This window comes from Achromobacter sp. DH1f, from assembly GCF_000633435.1.
Classification (GTDB): domain Bacteria; phylum Pseudomonadota; class Gammaproteobacteria; order Burkholderiales; family Burkholderiaceae_B; genus Achromobacter; species Achromobacter deleyi.
The window spans coordinates 520,941-542,398 of record NZ_AYMF01000006.1; the positions used below are offsets into that span (position 1 = coordinate 520,941).

The 21,458-nt window shown below is 66.8% G+C and carries 23 protein-coding genes; 4 read left to right on the forward strand and 19 right to left on the reverse strand.

Features of this window, described 5'->3' with window-relative positions:
- Window positions 1-55: 55 nt before the first annotated feature.
- The 12 genes from U858_RS0105185 to U858_RS0105240 all read right to left on the reverse strand — a co-directional run bounded on the left by U858_RS0105185 (window position 56) and on the right by U858_RS0105240 (window position 9,086).
- Complete coding sequence (locus U858_RS0105185) at window positions 56-1,144, reverse strand: ABC transporter ATP-binding protein (protein WP_025136123.1); 1,089 nt, start codon at window positions 1,142-1,144, stop codon at window positions 56-58.
- On the reverse strand, window positions 1,141-2,175 hold the full coding sequence (locus tag U858_RS0105190) for an ABC transporter ATP-binding protein (protein WP_025136124.1): 1,035 nt from the start codon (window positions 2,173-2,175) through the stop codon (window positions 1,141-1,143). The genes U858_RS0105185 and U858_RS0105190 overlap by 4 nt, the downstream gene beginning before the upstream one ends.
- The gene (locus U858_RS0105195; RefSeq protein WP_025136125.1) at window positions 2,172-3,089 is read right to left on the reverse strand and encodes an ABC transporter permease; all 918 of its coding nucleotides are present in this window, start codon (window positions 3,087-3,089) and stop codon (window positions 2,172-2,174) included. Before U858_RS0105195 ends, U858_RS0105190 begins: the two co-directional genes overlap by 4 nt.
- Window positions 3,086-4,060 (reverse strand): ABC transporter permease, encoded by a 975-nt coding sequence (locus U858_RS0105200; protein ID WP_025136126.1) that lies wholly within the window; start codon window positions 4,058-4,060, stop codon window positions 3,086-3,088. Before U858_RS0105200 ends, U858_RS0105195 begins: the two co-directional genes overlap by 4 nt.
- Window positions 4,057-5,556: an NAD(P)/FAD-dependent oxidoreductase gene (locus U858_RS0105205; protein ID WP_025136127.1), complete on the reverse strand. Its 1,500-nt coding sequence runs from the start codon at window positions 5,554-5,556 to the stop codon at window positions 4,057-4,059. The genes U858_RS0105200 and U858_RS0105205 overlap by 4 nt, the downstream gene beginning before the upstream one ends.
- A complete protein-coding gene (locus U858_RS0105210) occupies window positions 5,553-6,530 on the reverse strand; it encodes a LysR family transcriptional regulator (protein WP_025136128.1) in 978 nt (325 codons plus the stop codon). Before U858_RS0105210 ends, U858_RS0105205 begins: the two co-directional genes overlap by 4 nt.
- A 190-nt stretch (window positions 6,531-6,720) precedes the next feature.
- Entirely contained in the window at window positions 6,721-7,014 is a 294-nt protein-coding gene (locus U858_RS0105215; protein ID WP_025136129.1) for a hypothetical protein, read from the reverse strand.
- A 91-nt stretch (window positions 7,015-7,105) separates the two neighbouring features.
- On the reverse strand, window positions 7,106-7,612 hold the full coding sequence (locus U858_RS0105220; protein ID WP_025136130.1) for a GNAT family N-acetyltransferase: 507 nt from the start codon (window positions 7,610-7,612) through the stop codon (window positions 7,106-7,108).
- A 51-nt stretch (window positions 7,613-7,663) separates the two neighbouring features.
- Window positions 7,664-8,050 (reverse strand): hypothetical protein, encoded by a 387-nt coding sequence (locus U858_RS0105225; protein WP_025136131.1) that lies wholly within the window; start codon window positions 8,048-8,050, stop codon window positions 7,664-7,666.
- An 87-nt stretch (window positions 8,051-8,137) separates the two neighbouring features.
- Entirely contained in the window at window positions 8,138-8,404 is a 267-nt protein-coding gene (locus U858_RS0105230) for a hypothetical protein (RefSeq protein ID WP_025136132.1), read from the reverse strand.
- A gap of 41 nt (window positions 8,405-8,445) precedes the next feature.
- Window positions 8,446-8,652, reverse strand: a complete 207-nt coding sequence (locus tag U858_RS0105235; RefSeq protein WP_025136133.1) for a hypothetical protein — start codon at window positions 8,650-8,652, stop codon at window positions 8,446-8,448.
- Window positions 8,649-9,086: a GNAT family N-acetyltransferase gene (locus tag U858_RS0105240; RefSeq protein WP_025136134.1), complete on the reverse strand. Its 438-nt coding sequence runs from the start codon at window positions 9,084-9,086 to the stop codon at window positions 8,649-8,651. Before U858_RS0105240 ends, U858_RS0105235 begins: the two co-directional genes overlap by 4 nt.
- Window positions 9,087-9,151: 65 nt before the next feature.
- Between U858_RS0105240 and U858_RS0105245 the strand changes: the two genes are divergently transcribed.
- Entirely contained in the window at window positions 9,152-9,391 is a 240-nt protein-coding gene (locus U858_RS0105245) for a hypothetical protein (RefSeq protein WP_025136135.1), read from the forward strand.
- A gap of 199 nt (window positions 9,392-9,590) precedes the next feature.
- On the opposite strand, the gene U858_RS0105250 is transcribed toward U858_RS0105245, so the two are convergent.
- Both U858_RS0105250 and U858_RS0105255 read right to left on the reverse strand, forming a co-directional pair.
- Window positions 9,591-10,556, reverse strand: a complete 966-nt coding sequence (locus tag U858_RS0105250; RefSeq protein WP_025136136.1) for a 2-hydroxyacid dehydrogenase — start codon at window positions 10,554-10,556, stop codon at window positions 9,591-9,593.
- Window positions 10,557-10,612: 56 nt separating this feature from the next.
- Window positions 10,613-11,608, reverse strand: coding sequence for a tripartite tricarboxylate transporter substrate binding protein (locus tag U858_RS0105255; RefSeq protein WP_025136137.1), 996 nt, complete (start codon window positions 11,606-11,608; stop codon window positions 10,613-10,615).
- 235 nt (window positions 11,609-11,843) lie between these two features.
- On the opposite strand from U858_RS0105255, the gene U858_RS0105260 reads away from it, so the two are divergent.
- The gene (locus tag U858_RS0105260) at window positions 11,844-12,722 is read left to right on the forward strand and encodes a LysR family transcriptional regulator (RefSeq protein WP_029953553.1); all 879 of its coding nucleotides are present in this window, start codon (window positions 11,844-11,846) and stop codon (window positions 12,720-12,722) included.
- A gap of 12 nt (window positions 12,723-12,734) precedes the next feature.
- Here U858_RS0105260 and U858_RS0105265 read toward each other — a convergent pair whose 3' ends face one another.
- The 5 genes from U858_RS0105265 to U858_RS0105285 form a co-directional block, all read right to left on the reverse strand.
- Window positions 12,735-15,185 (reverse strand): TonB-dependent receptor, encoded by a 2,451-nt coding sequence (locus U858_RS0105265; RefSeq protein WP_025136138.1) that lies wholly within the window; start codon window positions 15,183-15,185, stop codon window positions 12,735-12,737.
- 206 nt (window positions 15,186-15,391) lie between these two features.
- Window positions 15,392-16,345, reverse strand: coding sequence for a FecR family protein (locus U858_RS0105270; protein ID WP_232786493.1), 954 nt, complete (start codon window positions 16,343-16,345; stop codon window positions 15,392-15,394).
- 15 nt (window positions 16,346-16,360) lie between these two features.
- Window positions 16,361-16,864 carry a sigma-70 family RNA polymerase sigma factor gene (locus tag U858_RS0105275; protein ID WP_025136140.1) on the reverse strand — a complete coding sequence of 168 codons (504 nt, stop codon included), beginning with the start codon at window positions 16,862-16,864 and terminating at the stop codon, window positions 16,361-16,363.
- An 84-nt stretch (window positions 16,865-16,948) separates the two neighbouring features.
- A complete protein-coding gene (locus U858_RS0105280) occupies window positions 16,949-17,332 on the reverse strand; it encodes a DCC1-like thiol-disulfide oxidoreductase family protein (RefSeq protein WP_025136141.1) in 384 nt (127 codons plus the stop codon).
- 32 nt (window positions 17,333-17,364) lie between these two features.
- On the reverse strand, window positions 17,365-17,991 hold the full coding sequence (locus tag U858_RS0105285; protein WP_025136142.1) for a DUF2239 family protein: 627 nt from the start codon (window positions 17,989-17,991) through the stop codon (window positions 17,365-17,367).
- Between the two features lie 209 nt (window positions 17,992-18,200).
- On the opposite strand from U858_RS0105285, the gene guaB reads away from it, so the two are divergent.
- The gene (guaB, locus tag U858_RS0105290) at window positions 18,201-19,661 is read left to right on the forward strand and encodes an IMP dehydrogenase (RefSeq protein ID WP_025136143.1); all 1,461 of its coding nucleotides are present in this window, start codon (window positions 18,201-18,203) and stop codon (window positions 19,659-19,661) included.
- Window positions 19,662-19,781: 120 nt separating this feature from the next.
- Entirely contained in the window at window positions 19,782-21,374 is a 1,593-nt protein-coding gene (gene guaA, locus U858_RS0105295; protein WP_025136144.1) for a glutamine-hydrolyzing GMP synthase, read from the forward strand.
- Window positions 21,375-21,458: the final 84 nt, after the last annotated feature.

Below are 21,458 nucleotides of genomic sequence, written 5' to 3' on the forward strand. Positions count from 1 at the left end.
GAACGAGCAGTAAAGGTTCCATGGATCGCGGCGCAGGCGCCGCGGTCCGCGAGCGTCAGGCCATGTCGTTCAGGTGACAGGCGCTCAGGTGGTTGATGGCGATTCCCTTCAAAGTGGGAACCTCGGTTTTGCAGCGCGGCATCGCATGCGGACATCGCGGATGGAAGTGGCAGCCAGAGGGCGGGTTCAGCGGGCTGGGAATCTCTCCCTTGATGGCGGTAAAGGTCTTGTGGCGCGATTTCAGGTTCGGAATCTCGGCCAGCAGCGCCTGGGTATAAGGGTGGTTGGGGCGCTGGAACACCTCGTCGACCGTGGCCGTTTCCACGACACGGCCCAGATACATGATGACCACGCGGTCCGACAGGTGCTCGACCACGCCCAGGTCGTGGCTGATGAAGAGATACGTCAGGTTCAGCTGTTCGCGCAGGTCCATGAACAGGTTCAGGATCTGCGCCTGGATGGACACATCCAGCGCGGCCACGGCTTCGTCGCACACCAGCATCGACGGCTGCACGGCCAGGGCGCGGGCAATGCCGATGCGCTGGCGCTGGCCGCCGCTGAACTGGTGCGGATAGCGCTGGCGCAGCGCGGGGTCCAGCCCGGCGCGCTGCAGCTGGGCGCTGACGTAGTCGTCGAACTCGCCGTTGCCCACCAGGCCGTGGATGCGGGCCGCTTCGCCCACGATCTCGTCCACGCGCAGGCGCGGGTTGAGGCTGGCGTAGGGGTCCTGGAAAATCATCTGCACTTTCAGGCGGGCGGCGTGGGCTTCGGCCGACGTCATCTCGGCCGGACGGCGGCCGTTGATCAGTACTTCGCCGCCGGACGGCGTGAGCAGGCCCGCCGCGATCCGGCCCAGGGTGGACTTGCCGCAGCCGGATTCACCGACCAGGCCGACCACTTCGCCAGGGTTCACGATCAGGTCGACATGGTCGACGGCGCGCGTGACGGCCGGCGGTCTGGACAGGCCCAGGCGCTGCAAGGCGCGGCCGGCGGCGCCCACGGGGCGTTCGCCAAAGCGCTTGCTGACCTGGCGCAGGTCGATCAGGGGCGTGACGCCGGCTTGCGCGCCGGCCGTCGTGTTGTTGCCGGCCGGCGTGTCAGGCTTTGCTTGCAAGGACGTGCCGATAGCGGATTGCTGGCTCATGCCGCCACCTCGCGCAGTTGAATCGTCGGGTGAAAGCAGCGCACCTGGTGGCCGGGCAGCACGTCGGTGATGGCGGGCGCCTGGCCGCACTGCGCCGTGGCGCGCGCGCAGCGCGCCGCGAAGGCACAGCCGGCGGGCAGGTTGAGCAGGTTGGGCGTCATGCCGGGAATCTGGCGCAGGCGTTGGCCGCGCTGGTTGTTGCTGGGCAGGCTGTCGATCAGGCCCACCGTATAGGGATGCTGGGGACGATCCAGCACGTCGTCGACCTTGCCGTGTTCGACGATGCGGCCGGCATACATCACGGCCACTTCGTCAGCGAGGCCCGCCACCACCGACAGGTCGTGGGTGATCCAGATGAGGCTGGTGCCATGCTGCTGCGCCAGCTTCTGCACTTCGGACAGAATCTGCGCCTGGATGGTGACGTCCAGCGCGGTGGTCGGCTCGTCGGCAATGATCAGGTCGGGGCGATGCAGCATGGCGATCGCAATGGCCACGCGCTGGCGCATGCCGCCGGACAACTGGTGGGGGTAGGCCAGCAGGCGTTCTTCCGGGCTGGGAATGCCCATCATGCCGAGCGTGTCGCGGGCCAGTTCGCGGGCCTGCGACTTGCTCATCTTGTTGTGGGCGCGCACCGTTTCGATCATCTGCACGTCCACCCGCAAGACGGGGTTCAGCGTCATCATCGGATCCTGGAAGATCATGGCGATGCGGTTGCCCTGCAGCTTGCGCAGTTCGCGCGGGGCCAGTTGCGTCAGGTCGCGGCCCTGGAACAGCACCTGGCCGCCGACCACGCGGCCGGGGGCGTCCACCAGGCCCATGATGGAAAAGCCGGTGACGGACTTGCCCGAGCCGGACTCGCCGACCAGGCCCAGGATCTTGCCGCGTTCGAGCGTGAACGACACGTCATCCACGGCGGGCAGGGTGCCGGCGCGGGTGAAGAAATGGGTGCGCAGGTTGCGCACTTCCAGCGTGGCCGGTGCGGCCGGGTTCGATGCGGCGGCCGGCGCCGCGACGGGGCGGACGGCGGTCATTTGTGGGTCCTCGGGTTCAGCACGTCGCGCAGGCGGTCGCCCACCAGGTTGATCGCCACGATGGTGACGAGCAGCGCGATGCCGGGGTAGAAACTGATCCAGTATTCGCCGGACAGCATGTATTGGAAGCCGTTGGAAATCAGCAGACCCAGCGACGGTTCGGTCACCGGCACGCCCAGCCCCAGGAAGCTCAGCGTGGCTTCCAGCGTGATGGCGCGCGCGATCTGCAAAGTGCCGATGACGATCAGCGGCGGCAGGCAGTTCGGCAAGATGTGCTTGAGCATGATCCGCCAGTTCGGAATATCCAGGCAGCGGGCGGCTTCGACGTATTCGCGGCGGCGTTCGACCAGGGCCTGGCCGCGCGCGGTGCGGGAGTAGTAGGCCCATTCCAGGATCACCAGCGTCAGCACCACGTTGCCCACGCCCTTGCCCAGGTAGGCCAGGATCATCATGGCCACCAGGATGGACGGGAACGACAGGATCAGGTCGACCAGGCGCATGATCAGTGCATCGACCTTACCGCCCGCGTACGCGGCCAACAGGCCCAGCAGCGTGCCGATGATGCCGGCGATCAGGGCCGAGCCCACGCCGACCATCAGGCTGATGCGCAGGCCATACAGAATGCCCGACAGCAGGTCGCGGCCCTGGCCGTCGGTGCCCAGCCAGTAATGGAAAGTGCCCAGGCCGTTCATCGACCCCGGCGTCATGCGCGAATCCAGCACGTCGATCTGCAGCAGGTCGTACGGGTTCTGCGGCGAGATCCACGGCGCCAGCACGGCCGCCAGGATCAGCAGGGTGGCGATGACCAGGCCGAACACCGCCGTCTTGGACGACAGGAATTCCAGCAGGTTGCGGCGCCAGGGCGATTCACGGCGCAGAGCGGGCGTAGGGGTAGGGGTAGATGCGGCACTCATGCCGAGGCCTCCAGCCGCACCCGGGGGTCCAGCACTTTATAAAGAATGTCCACGATCAGGTTCAGCGTCACGAACAGGCACACCACCACGATCAGGTAGGCCACGATCACGGGGCGGTCCAGCGCGTTCAGGCTGTCCAGGATCAGCTTGCCGGCGCCGGGCCAGGCGAAGATGCTTTCGGTGATGACGGCAAACGCGATGGTCGAGCCCAGTTCCAGGCCCAGTACCGTCACCAGCGGAATCATCGTGTTGCGCAGCACGTGCACACAGACCACGCGAAACGGCGACAGGCCCTTGGCGCGCGCGAACTTGACGAAGTCCAGCGGCATCACGTCGCGCACGCCGGCACGCGTCAGGCGGATCACCAGCGAGATCTTGAACAGCGACAGGTTCAGCGCCGGCAGGATCAGGTGGCGCCAGCCGTCGGCCGTCAGCCACGACCACTGAAAGCCCAGGAATTCCACCGTCTGGCCGCGGCCGCTGGCAGGCAGCCAGCCCAGCGACACGCTGAACGTCATGATGAGCATCAGCGCGACCCAGAAGGTCGGCAGCGAAAAGCCGACGATGCTGCCCGCCATCACCAGCTTGGAAAAGCGGCTGTCGGGGTACAGGCCGGCCAGAAGACCCAGCGGCAGCCCGATGATGACCGCCAGCAGCAGGGCGGCGATCGCCAGTTCCAGCGTGGCCGGCAGGCGCTGGATCACCAGTTCCACGGCGGGGATGTTGTAGACGAAGCTGTTGCCCAGGTTGCCGTGCAGCGCGCCGTTCAGAAAGCCCAAGTACTGCTGCCACAGGGGCTTGTCCAGGCCGAGTTCGGCGATGATGCGGGCGCGGTCGATCTGGTCGACGTCCTGGCCGATGAGGATGTCCACCGGGTTGCCGATCGCGTGCAGGCCCACGAAGACGATCAGCGTCATCAGGAAGACGACCACCGCGGCTTGCGCGATGCGTCGCAGCAGCCAGCCGGTCATTGCGCGGTCTCCGGGTGCGCGGGCTGCGTCGAGGCAGGTGCCCGGGCTGGGGTCCATTCATCGCCGAATACTTCGGGTTCCGAGAACGCTTCCATGTTGGCGTAGTGCACCGCCACGTCTTCGCGGTAGAACAGGCCCGCGATGCCCTGCGCCAGGCGCTTGGCGCCTTCGCTGATGGCGGGAATGTCGCCGGACACGGTGCCCTGGGTCAACGCGGCCGGGTACGAGAAGCAATGCACCCGGTCCAGGCCCGGACAGGCGCCGGCAGTCTTTTCCTGCAGTTCGAACACGGGGCCCAGGTCGGGCGAATCGTGCAGTTCCTGGTCCTCTTCGCCGGTGGGCGGGGTGTAGCGGTCGCCCCAGGCGCGCACGTGCGGGGCCAGCGCCGCGAATTCCGGACGCACGGTCCAGTCGATGCGAAAGCCCGTCGAGAAGATCAGGAAGTCCAGCGTGAACACGCCCTTGGGCGTGGTGACGCGGATGTCATCGCCCGCCAGTTCCACGTCCTGCACGCCGCAGCCCAGGTTGAAGTAGGCATTCGGGTGGCGCGACACGCGCAGCGTGCTGCCGCGCGGGGGCGGCACCTGGGCGGCGTTGATGTAGTGGCGGATCTTCCACTTCCAGTCGTCGGGCAGGTTCAGGTGGCCGTGGGTCAGGCCCGGGTTGCCGGCGCCCTTGCCCTTGTTGATGCGGGGAATGTCGTTGCGGCGGATCAGCAGGTCCACGCTGGCGGCGCCGGCTTCCAGTGCGGTCGCCGCGCTGTCCATGGCCGACGCGCCCGCGCCCACCACGCCGACGCGCTTGCCGGCCAGGGTGGCGTAGTCCATCACGTCCGACGAATGGGCCCAACGGTCGCGCGGCAGCTTGTGCGCAAAGGCCGGCACGTAGGCGCCGCCCAGGCCGTCGCGGCCGGTGGCCAGCACCACGCGGCGCGCCAGCACCGTGCTGCGGCCCGCGGGCGATTCGATGTCCAGCTGCACCAGCTGGTCGGCGCGTGGCAGCACGGCCAGGATGCGGTGTTCGTTGCGCACGTCCAGGTTCAGCACGCGGCGGTACCAGCGCAGGTAATCCATCCATTGCAGGCGCGGAATCTTGTCCAGCGCTTCCCAGGCCTGAAGGCCGAACTGCGCCTCGAACCAGGCGCGGAAGGTCAGGGCGGGCAGGCCCAGCGCGGGGCCGGTCAACTGCTTGGGCGAGCGCAGCGTTTCCATGCGGGCCGTGGTGGCCCAGGGGCCTTCATAGCCTTCGGGCGCCTGGTCGAAGATGGGGGCGACAATGCCCAGGTGCGTCAGCGACGCCGCCGCGGCCAGGCCGGCCATGCCGCCGCCCACGATGGCCACGTCCAGCACCGGCTGGCCGTCGACCATGCGCGGCGTGACCCAGTTCTTGGCGGGAATTTCCAGCCAGGACAGGTCCTGGCGCAGGCGGGCTTCCAGATTGGCCAGGCCTTGCGGCGCGGGGGCCGGGCTGGCCGGGTTGGCAAGCGGCAAGTTCATAGTGCGGGGGTATCCGTAAGGGGGGCTTCATCACCGTAGATGGATTGCAGCAGCGCGCCATGCTGGCAGGCGTCGTGCAGCACGAAGCCGGGCAGCAGCGCCGCTGCGGCCTGCGCCAAGGCATCGGCCAAGGCCTGGCAGGCCGGCGTCGGCGCTTGCGACTGCGGGGTGATGACCCCGAAGAAAAAAGGAATGTCCAGGTCGATCGGCCGGATCACCACGCCCGCCATTGGCGCACCGTAGGCGGTAATGGGTTCCAGCACCGACACGCCCAAACCGGCGCGCACGGCGGCCAGGGCATTGACGGACGAATTGGTTTCAATGGCGCCCAGCGGGTTGCCGCCAGGCGGCAGCGCGGCGTCCAGGCGACGGCGCAGGCGGTACGGGTTGGCCATGGTGATGACGCGGCGTCCGGCCAGCTCGGCCACGGGCACCACGTCATGGCGTGCGGCCGGGTCGTTTTCCGGCAACGCGACCACACAGGGCGCCTGCCCGATCCAGTGCACCGTCAGGCCGCGGTGTTCCAGCGGCAGGCTGGTTGCGCCCAGCTGGGCCGCGCCGCTCAGCACCGCGTGCACCACGCGTTCGGGCGATGCGCTGCGCAGTTGTATGCGCGCGGCGCCGCTTTGCGCTTCGATGCGCTTGAGCGCATCGGGCACCAGCCCGGCCGCTAGCGCCGACGTGGCGGCCAGCAGCAACGGCTGCGCCTGGCCGCGCGCGATTTCCTCGGCGCGGCCGCGTATCTGTTGCAGGCTGGACAGGGCGCGTTCGACGTCGTCGTACAGCAGGAAGCCCTGGTCGGTCGGGGTCACGCGGGGGCCGCTGCGGGTGAACAGGGCGTAGCCGATCTCGGCTTCCAGTTCTTGCAGCAGCCGGCTGATCGCCGGTTGCGAACGGCCGAGCAGCCGCCCGGCAGCGGTGACGCTGCCTGTGGACATGACGGCCGCGAAGGCCTCGAGTTGGCGAAGTTCCATCTGGGGTGCTTTATGCTCAGAACGAATTCTTGCCCACTCAGTATGCGCTTTACAAATAATTAAAGGGCATAAGCAAATTCCCTAATGGGGATTTCCTGATGGCTTTTCATTACTGCGAGTTATTTCAATGACTTAGGGGATATCCCTAGGCGGCAAGCCCTGTGCCGGGGGAATTTTGGGGGACTTTCTTTTACCGAGGCGCCATGCCCTTGCGCACCGGCAGGGACGTGTCCAGCAGCTCGGCGGTGGCCTTGTCGCTCTCTTGGATACAGGGTTCCAGGGCCAGGCTGGCCAGCAGTTCATCGTAGATGTCGCCCATCAGGCCGGCCGGCCGTTTCAGGTCACAGGACACTTGATGCACGCGCAGCAAGAGCGAGCGCATGCGTTTGACCTCCCAGAGCAGGGCAAGGACATCGGCGTTCCAGGGCTGGCGCTCGCGGATGACGCGCAGCTCGGCATGGGTAAGGGGGACTTTGAACGGCATGGTGAAAAACACTGGTTATATATCCAGTATAATCCGCCAAAAACAGGGCCGGGTTTGTTGCAGGCCGGCCAAGTGTTACGAGCTGCAGGCGTCAGGCCACTGCCGACCGCAGGCGCGCCATGCTGTACACGTCTGCATAGCCGCCGTCGCGAATGGCGTAGTCGCGCAGTTGCCCTTCGACTTCGAAGCCGTGCTTGCGGTACAGCGCCACCGCGGCTTCGTTGTCGCAATAGACCGCCAGTTCGACCCGGCGCAGGTTCATCCAGTTGTCGGCGATATCCAGCAGTTCGCCCAACAGGCGGCTGCCGATGCCCTGGCGTTGCCAGGCGCTGGCCACGCCCATGCCGATGGACCCGCAATGGCTGCGGCGCACGCGCGCAAATTGTTCCAGCGTGGCGTTGCCGATGACTTCGCCCTGGTGCGTGGCCACCAGTGCCACCAGGCGCTCGTTGTCGGGGGCCAGCAGCCGGCGCCAGCGTTCGGCCGGCTGATAGGGCATCTGCAATACCTGGCGCGCCATGGCCGGGTCGTTGTACAGCGCGGTGATGCCGGCCAGGTGGGCGTCGGCGAAGCGTTCGATGAGGATGTTCTGGGTCACGGGAAAGCGGTCGTCGGTGTGGGGGCTATCTATATATAGAGGGCAGGGCCATCAGCGCCGCTTGTCGGTTCGCCGCGGCGCCGGCAGCGGCGTGCCGACGTGGCTGGCCAGCCAGTGTTCGATCTTGTCCTCGCGGCGGGCGGCCCAGTCCTTGCCCAGTTCCAGCACCAGCATGTTGCGGGTGTCGCCGAAATCCTGGCCGGGCGCCTTCTGGAACATGGCTTGCCAGATTTCCGAGGCGACCAATTCGGTGGTGAGCAACACGCCGATGCCCTTGGCATCGATCCATAAGGGCGCTGCGCGTTCGTCGACGTGGGTCTTCAGGTTTTCCAGCAGCTTCTGGGCCATCGACGCATTGTCTTTCGAGGCCGCGATCAGGACCAGGTACTGGCGCCGGTTGCTGGACGGTTCGTCCGAATCGCCAAAGGGATTTTCCATGGTCGTGCCTTCAGGGGAAGTCTTGGGGGGCGGCCGGTTATCGGCCGTCATGTCCGCACCATAGCACCGCGGCGCCCTGGCGTCGGATCAAGCGGTGTTTTTTTCGCGCGAATCCAGCCAGGCGCGTCCCTTGGGCGTCAGCACCGCAACGGCCGGGCCATTGGCTTCGCCGCGTGTCAGGTCGACCAGGCCGTTGGCCGTGGCGTCTTCCCAGGCCGACAGCCGGGGGCAGGATGTGCGCCAGGCGTCCATGATGTCGGCGTAGGTGCGCGGGTGTTCGGACACCCAGATGAGAAACTGCGCCAGGTTGCCCAGTTGGGACGCGCTGGCTTCGATGGCGGGACTGTCAGGCATGGCCGGCTCCTTTTCGAACAGCCAATGCCACGATACTCCCGTCAGGAAACCGGCGTCACCGTGTCGCCGGGCCGGGCCAGCTCGTGATAGATGTCGTCCAGATAGGCGGGCAGTTCGTCGGCGGCCACGTCCGCCGGAATCACCAGGTTGTTGCGCACGCGCTTGCCGGGCTGGGCGTCATAGACGACCCACTGATCGTCTTCGCGCAGAATGACCAGCTGGAAGCGGCGGTAGATATCGAATTTCACGGTGTTTTTCCGCCTGCGTCTTTGTCGATGATTTTCTTCATCGACGGGGCCGGGTGCAGCGCGTACTTTTCGCGTTCGTAGAAAGCCACCGCATCGGGTCGGGCATCCAGGAACACGGCGCCCATGTCGCGGGCCCGGGCATCGGCTTCGGCGTACGCCATCAACGCCCGTCCGGCGCCGCTGCCGCGGATGGCTTCGTCGACCACCAGATCGTACACGTGCAGGTGCGCGCCGCGGGCCAGGGTATGCACGGGCCGGATGCCCATCACGCCGACCAGCTTGCCGTCCAGGTACGCGCCGACCAGCTCATAGCCTGCGTGCGACTGGCGCCGCACGCGATGCAGGAATTCCGCTTCGTCCAGCTTGCGCAACTGCGCGATCAGGGGATAGGCCTGCGACCAGTTGGACGGCTCGATTCTTTGCACGGCAATCATGGAATTCCCATCGATGTTCTGTCGGGCGGTCAGGCCACCATGGCCTACCCCCACCAGGAGCGACCATGGAAGAACAGGACGGTTTTCAGATCACGCGCGGCGCCGTGCAGGTGCAGGATGGATTCGTGCCGGTCATCGAGGCGCAAGGCCAGGGCCCGGACGGCCGGACGTTGCGGGGCGCCGTGACGGTGACCGAGTACGGCGTCTTCGACGACCAGGAAGAAGCGATCAACGCGGGGTGGACGATACGCGTGCGGTCGATCGAGGTGCAAGGCGACGGCTTGTCGATACGGATCGACGGCTGACGCATCGGGCGGCACGCCGGTCGATGCAGGGCGGATGGCGCCTGGTTGACACCAAACGGCAAAAAAAATCCGGCCCGAAGGCCGGAAAAAGTTACAACAACAAGCACAACGGCTCGCCGGCACGAGCCAGTGCGGTGAGAAATTTATCAGATATGCGATAGATTGCAATCCCCTGTGTCCACAAGTCGGACACATTTACCTAGACCACCCGCGTCACCGTCGTGCCGTTCCGGAACCAGCCGTCCAGATTCGCCAGCATCAGGTCCGCCATCGCGCGCCGGGTTTCGTGCGTGCCGCTGGCGATATGCGGCAGCATCACCACATTGTCCATGCCGTTCAGGGCAGGGGGCGTGGCCGGCTCGTGTTCGAACACGTCCAGGCCCGCCCCGGCAATGCGTCCATCGCGCAGCGCGGCGAGCAGCGCGGTTTCATCCACCACGCTGCCGCGGGCGATATTGATCAGCCAGCCTTGCGGCCCCAGCGCGTCCAGCACGGCGGCGTTGACCAGGTGGCGCGTCGCGGCGCCGCCCGGCACGGCCAGCACCAGGAAGTCGCTCTGCGCAGCCAGTTCCAGCACATTCGCGCAGTATTGATAGCGGGCAGGGGCATCTGCCCGCGGTTTGCGGCTGGTGTACAGAATGGGCATGTCGAAGGCCTCGGCGCGGCGCGCGATCTGCAGCCCGATGTTGCCCAGGCCCACGATGCCGCAGCGCTTGCCGCTCATGCGGGTACCCAGGCCGAAGCCTTCCTGCGGCCAGCGGCCTGCACGCACGAAACGGTCGGCTTCGGCCAGGCGGCGCGGGGCGGCCAGCATCAATGCCAGCGCCGTGTCCGCGACGCAGGCGTCCAGCACGCCGGGCGTATTGGTGACCAGCACATTGCGCGCCTGCGCCGCCGCCACGTCGATGGTGTCGTAGCCCACGCCGAAACTGAACACGCCTTCCAGCGCGGGCAGCGCGTCGATCAGCGAACGCGGCGCGCCAAAGCGGCCGCTGGTGGCGATGCCGCGGATCGTCGGGCCGTGTTCGCGCAGCAGCGCGGCCTGGTCTGGGCTTTCCCACCAGCGGTGCACGCGGTAGCGCGATTCCAGGTCGGCGGTCAGTTCGGGCAGCAGAGGGCCGACCATCAGCAGGTCGGCGGCGGGGGCGGTCAAGGTGGATGTCATGGCGGTGTTGCGGGGTGAAGGGCGGCCTGCGGGATCGCGGGCCGCCAAAGGTTGAACTACTGGACTTGAATATGCCGGGTCTTGATGATCTGCCCGTAGTGTTCGCGCTCGCTGGCGGCCAGGGCTTCCAGTTGCTGGGGCGTGGAACCATGGGCCACGGCGCCCTGCGATTCCAGCTTGGTTTTCATGGCGGGGTCGTTGGCCACCTCGCGGATCGCGGCCGACAGCTTGTCGATCACGGCTTGCGGCGTGCCGGCCGGGGCCAGCACCGCCGTCCACGAGCCTGTCTGCGCATTCTTCACGCCGGCTTCGTCGATGGTCGGCACGCCGGGCAGGGCGGGCGAGCGCGTGGCACCCGTCACGGCCAGTGCGCGCAGCTTGCCGGAATTGACGTAGGGAATCGTCTCCAGCACCGACGCGAACAGCATGTCGACCCGGCCGGCCATCAGGTCCGTCATGGCCGGGCCGCCGCCTTTGTAGGGCACGTGCATCAGGTCGACGCCGGTAGCCTGTTGGAAGATTTCGCCGGACAGGTGCGGCGCGCCGCCCGTGCCCGAACTGGCATAGGTGTGCTTGCCCGGCTGCGCCCGCGCCAGGCTCACCAGTTCCGTCACGTCCTTGGCGGGCAGGCTGGCGGGCACCACCAGCACGAACGGCAGGTCCGAGAACAGCGACACCGGCGCAAAGGCCTTGGCCGGGTCCGAGTGCAGCTTGTAGATCCACGGGTTGATGGCCAGCATGCCGGAATTGGCGAACAGCAGCGTGTAGCCGTCGGCGTTGGCGCGCGCCACCAGGTCGGCGGCGATCTGGCCGCCCGCGCCGGGGCGGTTATCCACCACGACGGACGCGGACAGCTTGTCGCCCAGCGCCGCGGCCAGCAGCCGCGCCGAAATATCGGTGCCGCCGCCAGGCGCGAACGGCACGATCAGGTTGATGGCGCGTTCGGGGTAGGGCGCAGCCTGCGCCGCGCCCGGCAGGACGCTGCTGGCGGCCAGGGCCAGCAGCGCGGCAATGAGCCGGATGCGCGGGTGCGCGGGTCGGTTTGTCTCCATGGATTTTCTCTTTATGGTGGATGGGTGGGCAACGAAGGTCGGGCGATTCCGTCCGCGAAAACACGGCTGCGGCGGTTCGCCTCGAGGTGTGGGGGCAGGGCCCGCCGACACGGCGCGAAGCCTCCTTTTGTGTCGGTGGACCGGGGTCTGGTCCCTGCGGCCGAGTATAGGAATGCCTGTCGATGGATGACTGTTCGAGCTATAAATAGCATTGATCAATTCAAGGATTGAATCGATGGAATTCCGCCAGCTTGAATGCTTCATCGCCGTGGCCGAAGAACTGCACTTCGGCCGCGCGGCGCAGCGCCTGTGCATGACGCAGCCGCCGCTGTCGCGGCAGATCCAGTTGCTGGAGCAAGACCTGGGCGTGACGCTGTTCGAACGCAGCAGCCGCCAGGTGGAACTGAGCGCGGCGGGCCGGCGCTTCTTGCGCGATGCCCGCCACCTGCTGGAATATTCCGCGCGCGCCGCGGCCATCGCCCGGCGCACGTCGGGCGGCGAGGCCGGCCACATCACGCTGGGGTTCACCGCGGTGGCGTCGTACCGGCTGATGCCGTCGCTGGTGGTGCGGGCGCGCAAGCGGCTGCCCGGCGTGGACATCCAGCTGCGCGAAACCGTCAGCACTGATCTGTCGCGCCTGTTGGTGGCGCGCGAGGTGGATGCGATCCTGGCGCGCAGCGTGCCGCAGCAAAGCGGCATCGAGGCCCGCCTGATCGAACGCGAGCCGCTGGTGCTGGCGCTGCCAGCGGGGTCGCCGCTGTGCGCGCACGCCGTCGTGCCGCTGCGCCTGTTGCAGGGGCAGCCGTTCGTGCTGTATTCGCCGCGGGAAGGCAAGTACTTCTATGACCGCATCGTCGGCGCCTTCGGGCTGGCCGACGTGCAGCCGGAATACGTGCAGCGCGCCAGCCAGACGCACACCTTGCTGGCCTTGGTGCGCGCCGGGCTGGGTGCAGGCATCGTGCCGGATTCGGCGCGCGAGCTGCGCCTGCAAGGCGTGGAATTCCGGCCGCTGGGCCAGCGCGATCTCTATGCCGACATGTACCTGGCGTGGCACGCGCAGCACGACAACCCCGCGCTGGCCGCGTTTCTTACGCAGGTCGCAGAAACGGCGTGACGCGCAGGCGGCCTACCAGCGATGCGTGTACATCGCCGTCAGCACCGTGCCGGCGGCGGGCAGGCGGCTGCTGTTCAGGCTGTTGCGCATCAGCTGGCTGTACTGCGGGTAGTAGTCGCGGTTGAACAGGTTTTCGATGCCCAGCGTCAGCGTGTCCTGCTTGCTCAATTCATAGCGGCTGATCAGGTCCACCGTGGTGTAGCTGCTGACCTCGCGGCGCCCGAAACTGTTCACGCCGTCCAGCCGGTAATCCTTGCTGCCGAAATACGTGACCTGCACGCGGTTGCTCCAGCGCTCGTTGGGGCGGTATTGCAGGTAGCCCGTCAGCTTGAGCGGCGGGATGCGGTAGCCGGTCATGGGCTGGCTGGGCTGGCCGTCCGGTGTTTCGCGGCCGCGCGTCCAGGTGAAGGTGCCGCCGGCGCCCCAGCGGTCATCGTCGGTGCTGTAGTCCAGGCTGCCTTCGACGCCGAAGATCTTTTCTTCCGTGCGGGTCAGGATCAGCCCGTTGTTGAAGCTTTGCACGTCGCCCAGCTTGGACGTCGAATAGAACACCGCCAGCGTCGCCGACGTATTGCCGAAGCCGCCTCGCCAGCCCAGCTCATAGTTGTTGGTCTTCACCGGTTGCAGATCCGACGACGCAATGTCGAAGCCCGGGCGGGCATTGCGCATCTGCACGCCGATATCCGGCAGCTGGAAGCCCTGGCTGAACGAGGTATAGAACTCTTGCCCGCGCACCGGCGAATAGGCCAGCCCCGCATTGAACAGCAGCGCGTCGTAGCTGACCGAGCCGCCCTTGATCGTCTGCGGATTCGCCACCCGCGACTGCGACAGCGGCACGAAGTCGTCGAAACGGGCGCTGGAATACTCGTAGCGCACGCCGCCTTGCGCGGACCACTGGTCGTTGAACTTGTGTTCCAGCTGGCCGAACAGGCCGGTGCTGCGGGTGGTCAGCTCGGGCATGTAGGTCACGGTGCCGGTGCGGCGAAACACCCGTCCGCCGCTGGCGTCGTACGCCGCCGGGTCGAAGATGTCGTTCGGCATGTCGCTGCGTTCCTGGTTGAAGTCCAGGCCCCACAGCAGCTTGGTGCGCTTGGCATCGCCCAGCGGCGTGTCCACCGTGATGCGGCTGCCGAGCACGTGCGAATTCTGCATCACCTGGTCGACGTTGTTGCCGCGCGTGACCACGGCGCGCGCATCGAACGGCGTGAAGCGAGTGTAGTAGTCGCGGTAGTACACCTGGGTGCTGAGCTTGCTGCCCCACAGCGACTGGTGCTGGTATTCCAGGTTCACCAGGGTATTGCGGATCTGGTTCTGGTCGTCCAGCTGCAGCCCGTCCAGCGGGCGCGCCGTGGCCGAGCCCGGCGGCAGGCGCGCCACCGCGGGGTCTGACGCGTAGCGGGTGTCCTGGTCGGCGTTGTAGTGGCTGACCGACAACTGCACGCGCTGGTTGTCGTCCAGCCGCACGCCCAGCTTGGCGCCCACATTGAAGGCGTTGGCGTTGAACATGTCGCCCTGGCTGGGCTCGGGGGCGATGCGGTTGCCGTTGGCGTCGTACGAACTGCCGATATGCCGGCCGCCCACGTCGAAGGCATAGTCCAGCTTGCCCTGGCTGCCGGCAAAGTGCTGCTGCAACTGACCGCCCAGGCCGTCGGCGCGCAGGCGCGTCAACGGCGACGTGGCGCTGAGCGTCGTCTCGGCCACGTCGGGGCCGCCGGCCGGGCGCGTGGTGATGGACACGATGCCGCCCGTGGCGCCCGCGCCGTAGATCGCGCTGCTGCCGCGCAGGACTTCCACCCGTTCGATCAGTCCGGGGTCGATGTTGGCCAGGTTGCGCGCGGAATCACGGTTGGTGTTCAGCGGAATGCCGTCCACCAGCACCAGCATGCTGCGCCCGCGCAGCGTCTGGCCATAGTCGGTGATGGTGCGGCTGGAATCGGCCATGCCTGGCACCGCCTTGGCCAGCACCGTGGCCAGGCTGTCCGAACCCGTGCGCAGTTCCTGCAACTGCTCACGCTCGATCACCGTGGTCTGCCGGGTCGGGCTGGCCAGGTCGGATTGGGTGCGCGATGCGCTGACTTCCACCGCGGCCAGCGTCACGGGGCCGGCCTGGGCGGCCGCGGCCCGTTGCAGCACGATGGCATTGCCTTCGCGGCGCTGTTCCAGGCCGCTGCCGCGCAGCAACTGCGCCAGCGCCTGTTCGGGCGTATAGCTGCCCGACAGGGCCGGCGCTTGCAGGCCCGCCACCACCTCGGGCGTGTAGAACAATTGCAGCGGCGTGCGCTGCGCCAGGCTCTTGAGTGCGGCGTCCAGCGGTTGCGCGGGCATGCTGAAGACGATCGGGGCGGCGGCGGGCTGTGTCTGCGCGGCGACCGGTGCGCAGGCGCAAGCCAGCGCCAGGGCAACGGGCGCCAGGCGTAGCACGCCGGCTCGCATGCCGCGGCGCGATGGGCGACGCGAGTCCATTGCGGAGTGCTCCAACCCCAAGTGTTCCAACCATGCCTGCACGTTCCTGCTCCTGTTCTTTGCCGTAGGGGTGTCCGCCGCTTTTGCCGCCCGGGACAGGCGTGATGAAGCGGGGTTGCTTCTGCGGAAGACGCAATCCGGCGAAAAAACCTGAATGGAAATTTGTAACGACGGCGCGAAAGCCGATGCCTGCCGCGCCGGCAAGATCAGCGCGCGCTTACCTGGGCCGTGCCGTCCGGCAGCCGGCGCACGGCCACCGGCAGCAATTGGGGCAGGGCGGCCAACAGGCTGTCGGGGTCGGCCGTGTTGAACATGCCGGTCAGGCGCAGGCGGGCCGACGCGGCATCGACCACGATCGGCATGGGTCGGTAGCGCGACACTTCGCGCGCCACGTCGGCCAGCGCTGCGTTGGAAAACACCAGCTTGCCATTGCGCCAGGCCAGCACCGCGTCGACATCGGCGGCCGTCACCGGCCCCAGGCGGCCCTGGGCGTCCAGCGCCACGCGCTGTCCGGCCGTCAGCGCGGCGGTCGCGCCCGTGGGGCCGGGCGCGCCGTCGACCCGCACCGACCCGGACTCGACCACCACGTCGGCGCCGCCGTCGTCGCGCCGCACCTCGAAGCGCGTGCCCGTGACGGTGACCGACCCGCGGCCCACGTCAACGACAAACGGACGCTGCGAATCGTGCGCCACCGTGAACATCACCTGGCCCGCTACCAGTTCCACCTGGCGCTGCGCTTTGCCCAGCCGCACCCGCACCTGGCTGCGCGTGTTCAGTTCCAGCAGCGAGCCATCTGGCAATTGCAGTTGCTTGCGTTCGCCGATGCCCGTGGCCAGTTCCACCATCTTGTCACCGGGCATCATCAGCACGACGCCGCCCGCCACGGCCAGCGCCAGGGCCAGCGTCGCGCCCGCGCCCACCAGGAATTTGCGCCGACGCGGCGCGGCGGCCTGGCGTTGCACGCGTTCGGGCTGCACCTGGGCAGACGCTTGCCACAGGCGCTCAAGAAAATCGTATTCGTAGCGGTGGCGCGGGTCGGCCTCCAGCCAATCGCGCAGCGCCTGCCGCTCGGCCTCGGTCATGTCGCCCGACTGCGTGCGCGCAAACCAGCGTGCGGCGGCTTCATCCGGAGAGGGCGGGGCGGGCAGCATGTGCGTCATGGCAGTGGCGCGCGGCTAGTGCGGCGCATGCGCGCTAAGGCGCTGGCGCAGGTGGCGCAAGGCGCGGATCATGTGTTTTTCGACCATGTTCTTGCTAAGGCCCATGCGTTCGGCGATCTCGGCCTGGGTCAGGCCTTCCAGCCGTTGCCACAGGAACACCTGGCGGCATTTTTCGGGCAGCTCGGCTAGCGCGCGTTCCAGGTCTTGCGTCAATTGGCCCGACCGGGCCTGCGACACCGGGTCGCCCAGGCGGCTGGGGTGGGCCGCAATGATATCAAGCGGCAGCAGCTCGACGCCGCCTTCGCGCCGATGCTGGTCGATGACCAGGTTGCGCGCCGTCTGGTGCAGATAGGCGCGCGGCTCCCGCACGGCGGCGTCATCCGCCTCCAGGCACTTGAGCAGGGTGTCGTGCGACAGGTCTTCGGCCGCGGGCCGGTTGCCCAGGCGTCGCGTCCACGTGCGCAGCAATTCCTCGTAGAAGGGCAGGAATCCCTTCGCGCGTGATAAGCGGCTTGCCATACCGGTGGCCGTAAAGTGGGACCGGAATGATAATGCGTTGCATTTGATTGTGGCAAGCGGGTTTGGCCGGCAACGCCCGCCCGTTCAGGCCGGCATCTTCTTCTTGCCCATCAACGCCAGCGTCAACGCGCGCCCGCGCCGCATGAACGGATACAGCGCAGCCGACAGGCACGGGTTGCGAAACACCGCGGCATTCACTTTATTGAACAGGTCGTTGTCGGTGCTGATGAGCGCCAGCCGGTTGATGCAGTCGGCGCCCCAGTAGGTCCTGCCGTCCAGCCGCAGCAGCATGCCTTCGTTCAGGTCATAGCCTTGCTGACGAAAGGCGGCGGCCAGGTCCGGGTGCTCGCGCATGTTCAAGAGCGCCACCGGCCCCACGGCCTTCTGCAACTGCAACATTTGCACGTAATTCGTGCAGAACGGGCAGTCGCCGTCGTACAGCAGGAAGTTCTGGGGAGTGGTTTCCATATAGAGAGCTTACTCCGTCCTGCACGGAACCCTTATTCGGCCCACGCCAGATGCATGGCGTAGTCGCGCACATCCTGCGGCCAGTCGGCCAACTGCCGCGCGAACCGCTCGCGGTCACCGGCATACAGGGCGCGCGTGGCTTCTTCAAAGCCCGCCAGGTTGCCCGCCATGCTGGACATGAAGTGATAGGCGGCCTCCTGGCGCTGGCGTTGCTGGTCGCGCGCCTCGTTGTCGCGGCGCGCCTGTTCCACCAGCTTGCGCAGCGCCACCGAGGCGCCGCCGGGCTGCGCGCCCAGCCAGTCCCAGTGGCGCGGCAGCAGCGTCACTTCGCGCGGCACCACGCCCAACTTGGGCCGGCCGCGGCCGCGCGGGGCAGCGTCGGCGGCTTCCGCCGCGTCTTCCTCTGGCGCGGCGCTGGCGACGGGCTGCGGCTGGTAGCGCTGGCGAATCTGCGCGTCGTCGCCGCGCAGGTCCAGGTCGACCTGCTTGCCGGTCTGGTCATCGAACACCAGGATGGCGGCATCGCTGCCGGCGGCCGAGGTCTGCCGCACGGTCAGCGCTATATCGGCCAGCGGCCCGCGCGCCAGCAGGCGGTGGCCTTCAAAGGCGGTATGCAGGGTGGTCGCTGGCGTTGCGGCGGAGAAGGGAATCGTGGTCATGGCGGTACGGGTTAAATTTTGCCCGGGTAAATTTGATGGAATGCATTGTGATCCGCCGAAAAGCGTCTGTCAATATAATCCGGGTAAAAATAGTCGCGGCCGCGCCACGCCCATGAAAAAAGTCGCAAAAATCCTGCGCCGACCTAGGGTCAATACCTAGTCAAAACACACAGGCGGCGTATAATCTTGCTTTGCGCCCGGAGTTACCCATGCGTCTCGTTCAAAAAGCGCTCACCTTCGACGATGTGTTGTTGGTGCCTGCGTATTCCGAGGTGTTGCCGCGCGACACCTCCCTGGCCACGCGCCTCACCCGCAACATCAGCCTGAACATCCCTCTCGTGTCCGCCGCCATGGACACCGTCACCGAGTCCCGCCTGGCCATCGCCATGGCCCAGGAAGGTGGCATCGGGATCATCCACAAGAATCTGTCCGCCGACGCCCAGGCCCGTGAAGTCGCCCGCGTCAAGCGCCACGAATTCGGCATCGTGATCGATCCGGTCACCGTCACCCCCCAGATGAAAGTGCGCGACGCCATTGCGTTGCAGCGCCAGCATGGCATCTCGGGCCTGCCGGTCGTCGAAGGCCGCAAGCTGGTCGGTATCGTCACCAACCGCGACCTGCGCTTCGAAGAAAACCTCGACCAACCCCTGCGCAACATCATGACGCCGCAGGAACGCCTGGTCACCATGAAAGAAGGCGCCACGCTCGATGAAGCGCAGGCCCTGATGCACAAGCACCGCCTCGAGCGCGTGCTGATCGTCAACGACGGCTTCGAGCTGCGTGGCCTGGCCACCGTCAAAGACATCGTCAAGAACACCGAACACCCGCTCGCCAGCAAAGACACCCAGGGCCAGTTGCGCGTCGGCGCAGCGGTCGGCGTGGGTGCCGGCACCGAAGAGCGCGTGGAAAAGCTGGTGGCCGCCGGCGTCGACGTCCTCATCGTCGACACCGCCCACGGCCACTCCAAGGGCGTGCTGGAAGGCGTGCGCTGGGTCAAGCAGAACTACCCCAAGGTTGAAGTCATCGGCGGCAACATCGCCACCGCCGCCGCCGCGCGCGCGCTGGTCGAGTACGGCGCCGACGGCGTCAAGGTCGGCATCGGCCCCGGCTCGATCTGCACCACCCGCATCGTCGCCGGTGTCGGCGTGCCGCAAATCCATGCCATCTCCGAAGTCGCCAAGGCGCTCGAAGGCACGGGCGTGCCCCTCATCGCCGACGGCGGCATCCGCTACTCGGGCGACGTCGCCAAGGCCCTGGCGGCCGGCGCTTTCTCGTGCATGATGGGCGGCATGTTCGCCGGCACCGAAGAAGCCCCGGGCGAAGTCGTGCTGTTCCAAGGCCGTTCGTACAAGTCGTACCGCGGCATGGGCAGCCTGGGCGCCATGACCGACGGCTCGGCCGATCGCTACTTCCAGGACCCGTCCAACAACGCCGACAAACTGGTCCCCGAAGGCATCGAAGGCCGCGTCCCCTACAAGGGCAGCGTGCTGGCCATCATCTACCAACTGGTCGGCGGCATCCGCGCCTCGATGGGCTACTGCGGCGCCGCCACCATCGACGACATGCGCACCAAGGCCGAATTCGTGGAAATCACCTCCGCCGGTGTCCGCGAATCCCACGTGCACGACGTACAGATCACCAAGGAAGCGCCCAACTACCGCGCCGACTGATCCCCGTACAGTCAACTACAATGTCATGCATCACGCACCGGCAGAACCGCAAAATCAGTCAGCGGGTCTGCCGGTGCGGTTTTATTTACAGCGATTTCATTCCTTACCGGTAGAGTCTCCATGCACCAGCGCATCCTCATTCTCGACTACGGTTCGCAAGTCACCCAACTGATCGCCCGCCGCGTTCGCGAAGCCGGCGTCTATTCCGAAGTGCACCCGGGCGACGTCGACGACGCCTTCGTGCGCGACCAGATGGCGCAGGGCCTGAAGGGCATCATCCTGTCGGGCAGCCACGCTTCGGCCTACGAAGAAGGCTCCATGCGCGTGCCCCACGCCGTGTTCGAGCTGGGCGTGCCCGTGCTGGGCATCTGCTACGGCATGCAGTCCATGGCGCAGCAACTGGGCGGCGTGGTCAGCTTCTCTGACCACCGCGAATTCGGCTACGCCGAAGTCCGCGCCCACGGCCATACCAAGCTGCTGGAAGGCCTGGAAGACTTCACCACCGCCGACGGCCACGGCATGCTCAAGGTCTGGATGAGCCACGGCGACAAAGTCACCGAGCTGCCCCCGGGCTTCAAGATCATGGCGTCCACGCCGTCGTGTCCCATCGCCGGCATGGCCGACGAAGACCGCCGCTTCTACGCCGTCCAGTTCCACCCCGAAGTCACGCACACCGTTCAAGGCAAGGCCATGCTGGCCCGCTTCGTCAACGAGATCTGCGAATGCCAGGGCGACTGGAACATGCCCGACTACGTCGCCGAAGCCGTCGCCCGCATTCGCGAGCAGGTCGGCACCGACGAAGTCATCCTGGGCCTGTCCGGCGGCGTCGATTCGTCGGTGGCTGCCGCGCTGATCCACAAGGCCATCGGCGACCAGCTCACCTGCGTCTTCGTCGACCACGGCCTCTTGCGCCTGGACGAAGGCAAGCAGGTCATGCAGACCTTCGCCGAGAACATGGGTGTCAAGATCATCCACGTCGACGCTACCGCCCAATTCATGGGCAAGCTGTCCGGCGTGGCCGACCCTGAAGCCAAGCGCAAGATCATCGGCCGCGAATTCGTCGAAGTGTTCCAGGAACAAGCCGGCAAGCAGCAAAGCGCCAAGTGGCTGGCCCAGGGCACCATCTACCCCGACGTCATCGAATCGGCAGGCGCCAAGACCGGCAAGGCCACATCGATCAAGTCGCACCACAACGTGGGCGGCCTGCCCGACACCCTGAATCTGCAGCTGCTCGAACCCCTGCGCGAACTGTTCAAGGACGAAGTCCGCGAACTGGGCGTCGCCCTGGGCCTGCCGCCGCAGATGGTCTACCGCCACCCGTTCCCCGGCCCCGGCCTGGGCGTGCGCATCCTGGGCGAAGTGAAGCACGAATACGCCGAACTGCTGCGCCGTGCCGATGCCATCTTCATCGAAGAACTGCGCAACACCAAGGACGAAGCCAGCGGCCTGACCTGGTACGAGCTGACCTCGCAAGCCTTTGCCGTGTTCCTGCCGGTGAAGTCAGTAGGCGTGATGGGCGATGGCCGTACGTATGAATACGTCGTAGCCCTGCGTGCCGTGCAGACGTTTGACTTCATGACGGCAGATTGGGCGCCGCTGCCGCATCCGCTGCTGGCTCGGGTGTCTTCGCGGATCATCAATGAGGTGCGCGGGATCAATCGGGTTGTTTACGACGTGTCGAGCAAGCCGCCGGCGACGATTGAGTGGGAATAAAGCTGCGGTAGTTTCGCGGTGAATGAAAAAAGGCGCCTCGGCGCCTTTTTTCGTGGGGGATGGAGTTCGGGGAGAATAACCAAC

Excerpts from the sequence above, each read along its gene's own strand:
- U858_RS0105185 (WP_025136123.1), bottom strand. The coding sequence starts at position 1,144 with ATGAGCCAGCAATCCGCTATCGGCACGTCCTTGCAAGCAAAGCCTGAC.
- U858_RS0105200 (WP_025136126.1), bottom strand. The coding sequence starts at position 4,060 with ATGACCGGCTGGCTGCTGCGACGCATCGCGCAAGCCGCGGTGGTCGTC.
- U858_RS0105205 (WP_025136127.1), bottom strand. The coding sequence starts at position 5,556 with ATGAACTTGCCGCTTGCCAACCCGGCCAGCCCGGCCCCCGCGCCGCAA.
- U858_RS0105230 (WP_025136132.1), bottom strand. The coding sequence starts at position 8,404 with ATGCCTGACAGTCCCGCCATCGAAGCCAGCGCGTCCCAACTGGGCAAC.
- U858_RS0105275 (WP_025136140.1), bottom strand. The coding sequence starts at position 16,864 with ATGGCAAGCCGCTTATCACGCGCGAAGGGATTCCTGCCCTTCTACGAG.
- U858_RS0105265 (WP_025136138.1), bottom strand. The coding sequence starts at position 15,185 with ATGGACTCGCGTCGCCCATCGCGCCGCGGCATGCGAGCCGGCGTGCTA.
- U858_RS0105255 (WP_025136137.1), bottom strand. The coding sequence starts at position 11,608 with ATGGAGACAAACCGACCCGCGCACCCGCGCATCCGGCTCATTGCCGCG.
- U858_RS0105260 (WP_029953553.1), top strand. The coding sequence starts at position 11,844 with ATGGAATTCCGCCAGCTTGAATGCTTCATCGCCGTGGCCGAAGAACTG.
- guaB (WP_025136143.1), top strand. The coding sequence starts at position 18,201 with ATGCGTCTCGTTCAAAAAGCGCTCACCTTCGACGATGTGTTGTTGGTG.
- U858_RS0105210 (WP_025136128.1), bottom strand. The coding sequence starts at position 6,530 with ATGGAACTTCGCCAACTCGAGGCCTTCGCGGCCGTCATGTCCACAGGC.
- U858_RS0105190 (WP_025136124.1), bottom strand. The coding sequence starts at position 2,175 with ATGACCGCCGTCCGCCCCGTCGCGGCGCCGGCCGCCGCATCGAACCCG.
- U858_RS0105280 (WP_025136141.1), bottom strand. The coding sequence starts at position 17,332 with ATGGAAACCACTCCCCAGAACTTCCTGCTGTACGACGGCGACTGCCCG.
- U858_RS0105215 (WP_025136129.1), bottom strand. The coding sequence starts at position 7,014 with ATGCCGTTCAAAGTCCCCCTTACCCATGCCGAGCTGCGCGTCATCCGC.
- U858_RS0105245 (WP_025136135.1), top strand. The coding sequence starts at position 9,152 with ATGGAAGAACAGGACGGTTTTCAGATCACGCGCGGCGCCGTGCAGGTG.
- U858_RS0105240 (WP_025136134.1), bottom strand. The coding sequence starts at position 9,086 with ATGATTGCCGTGCAAAGAATCGAGCCGTCCAACTGGTCGCAGGCCTAT.
- U858_RS0105225 (WP_025136131.1), bottom strand. The coding sequence starts at position 8,050 with ATGGAAAATCCCTTTGGCGATTCGGACGAACCGTCCAGCAACCGGCGC.
- U858_RS0105195 (WP_025136125.1), bottom strand. The coding sequence starts at position 3,089 with ATGAGTGCCGCATCTACCCCTACCCCTACGCCCGCTCTGCGCCGTGAA.
- guaA (WP_025136144.1), top strand. The coding sequence starts at position 19,782 with ATGCACCAGCGCATCCTCATTCTCGACTACGGTTCGCAAGTCACCCAA.
- U858_RS0105285 (WP_025136142.1), bottom strand. The coding sequence starts at position 17,991 with ATGACCACGATTCCCTTCTCCGCCGCAACGCCAGCGACCACCCTGCAT.
- U858_RS0105250 (WP_025136136.1), bottom strand. The coding sequence starts at position 10,556 with ATGACATCCACCTTGACCGCCCCCGCCGCCGACCTGCTGATGGTCGGC.
- U858_RS0105270 (WP_232786493.1), bottom strand. The coding sequence starts at position 16,345 with ATGACGCACATGCTGCCCGCCCCGCCCTCTCCGGATGAAGCCGCCGCA.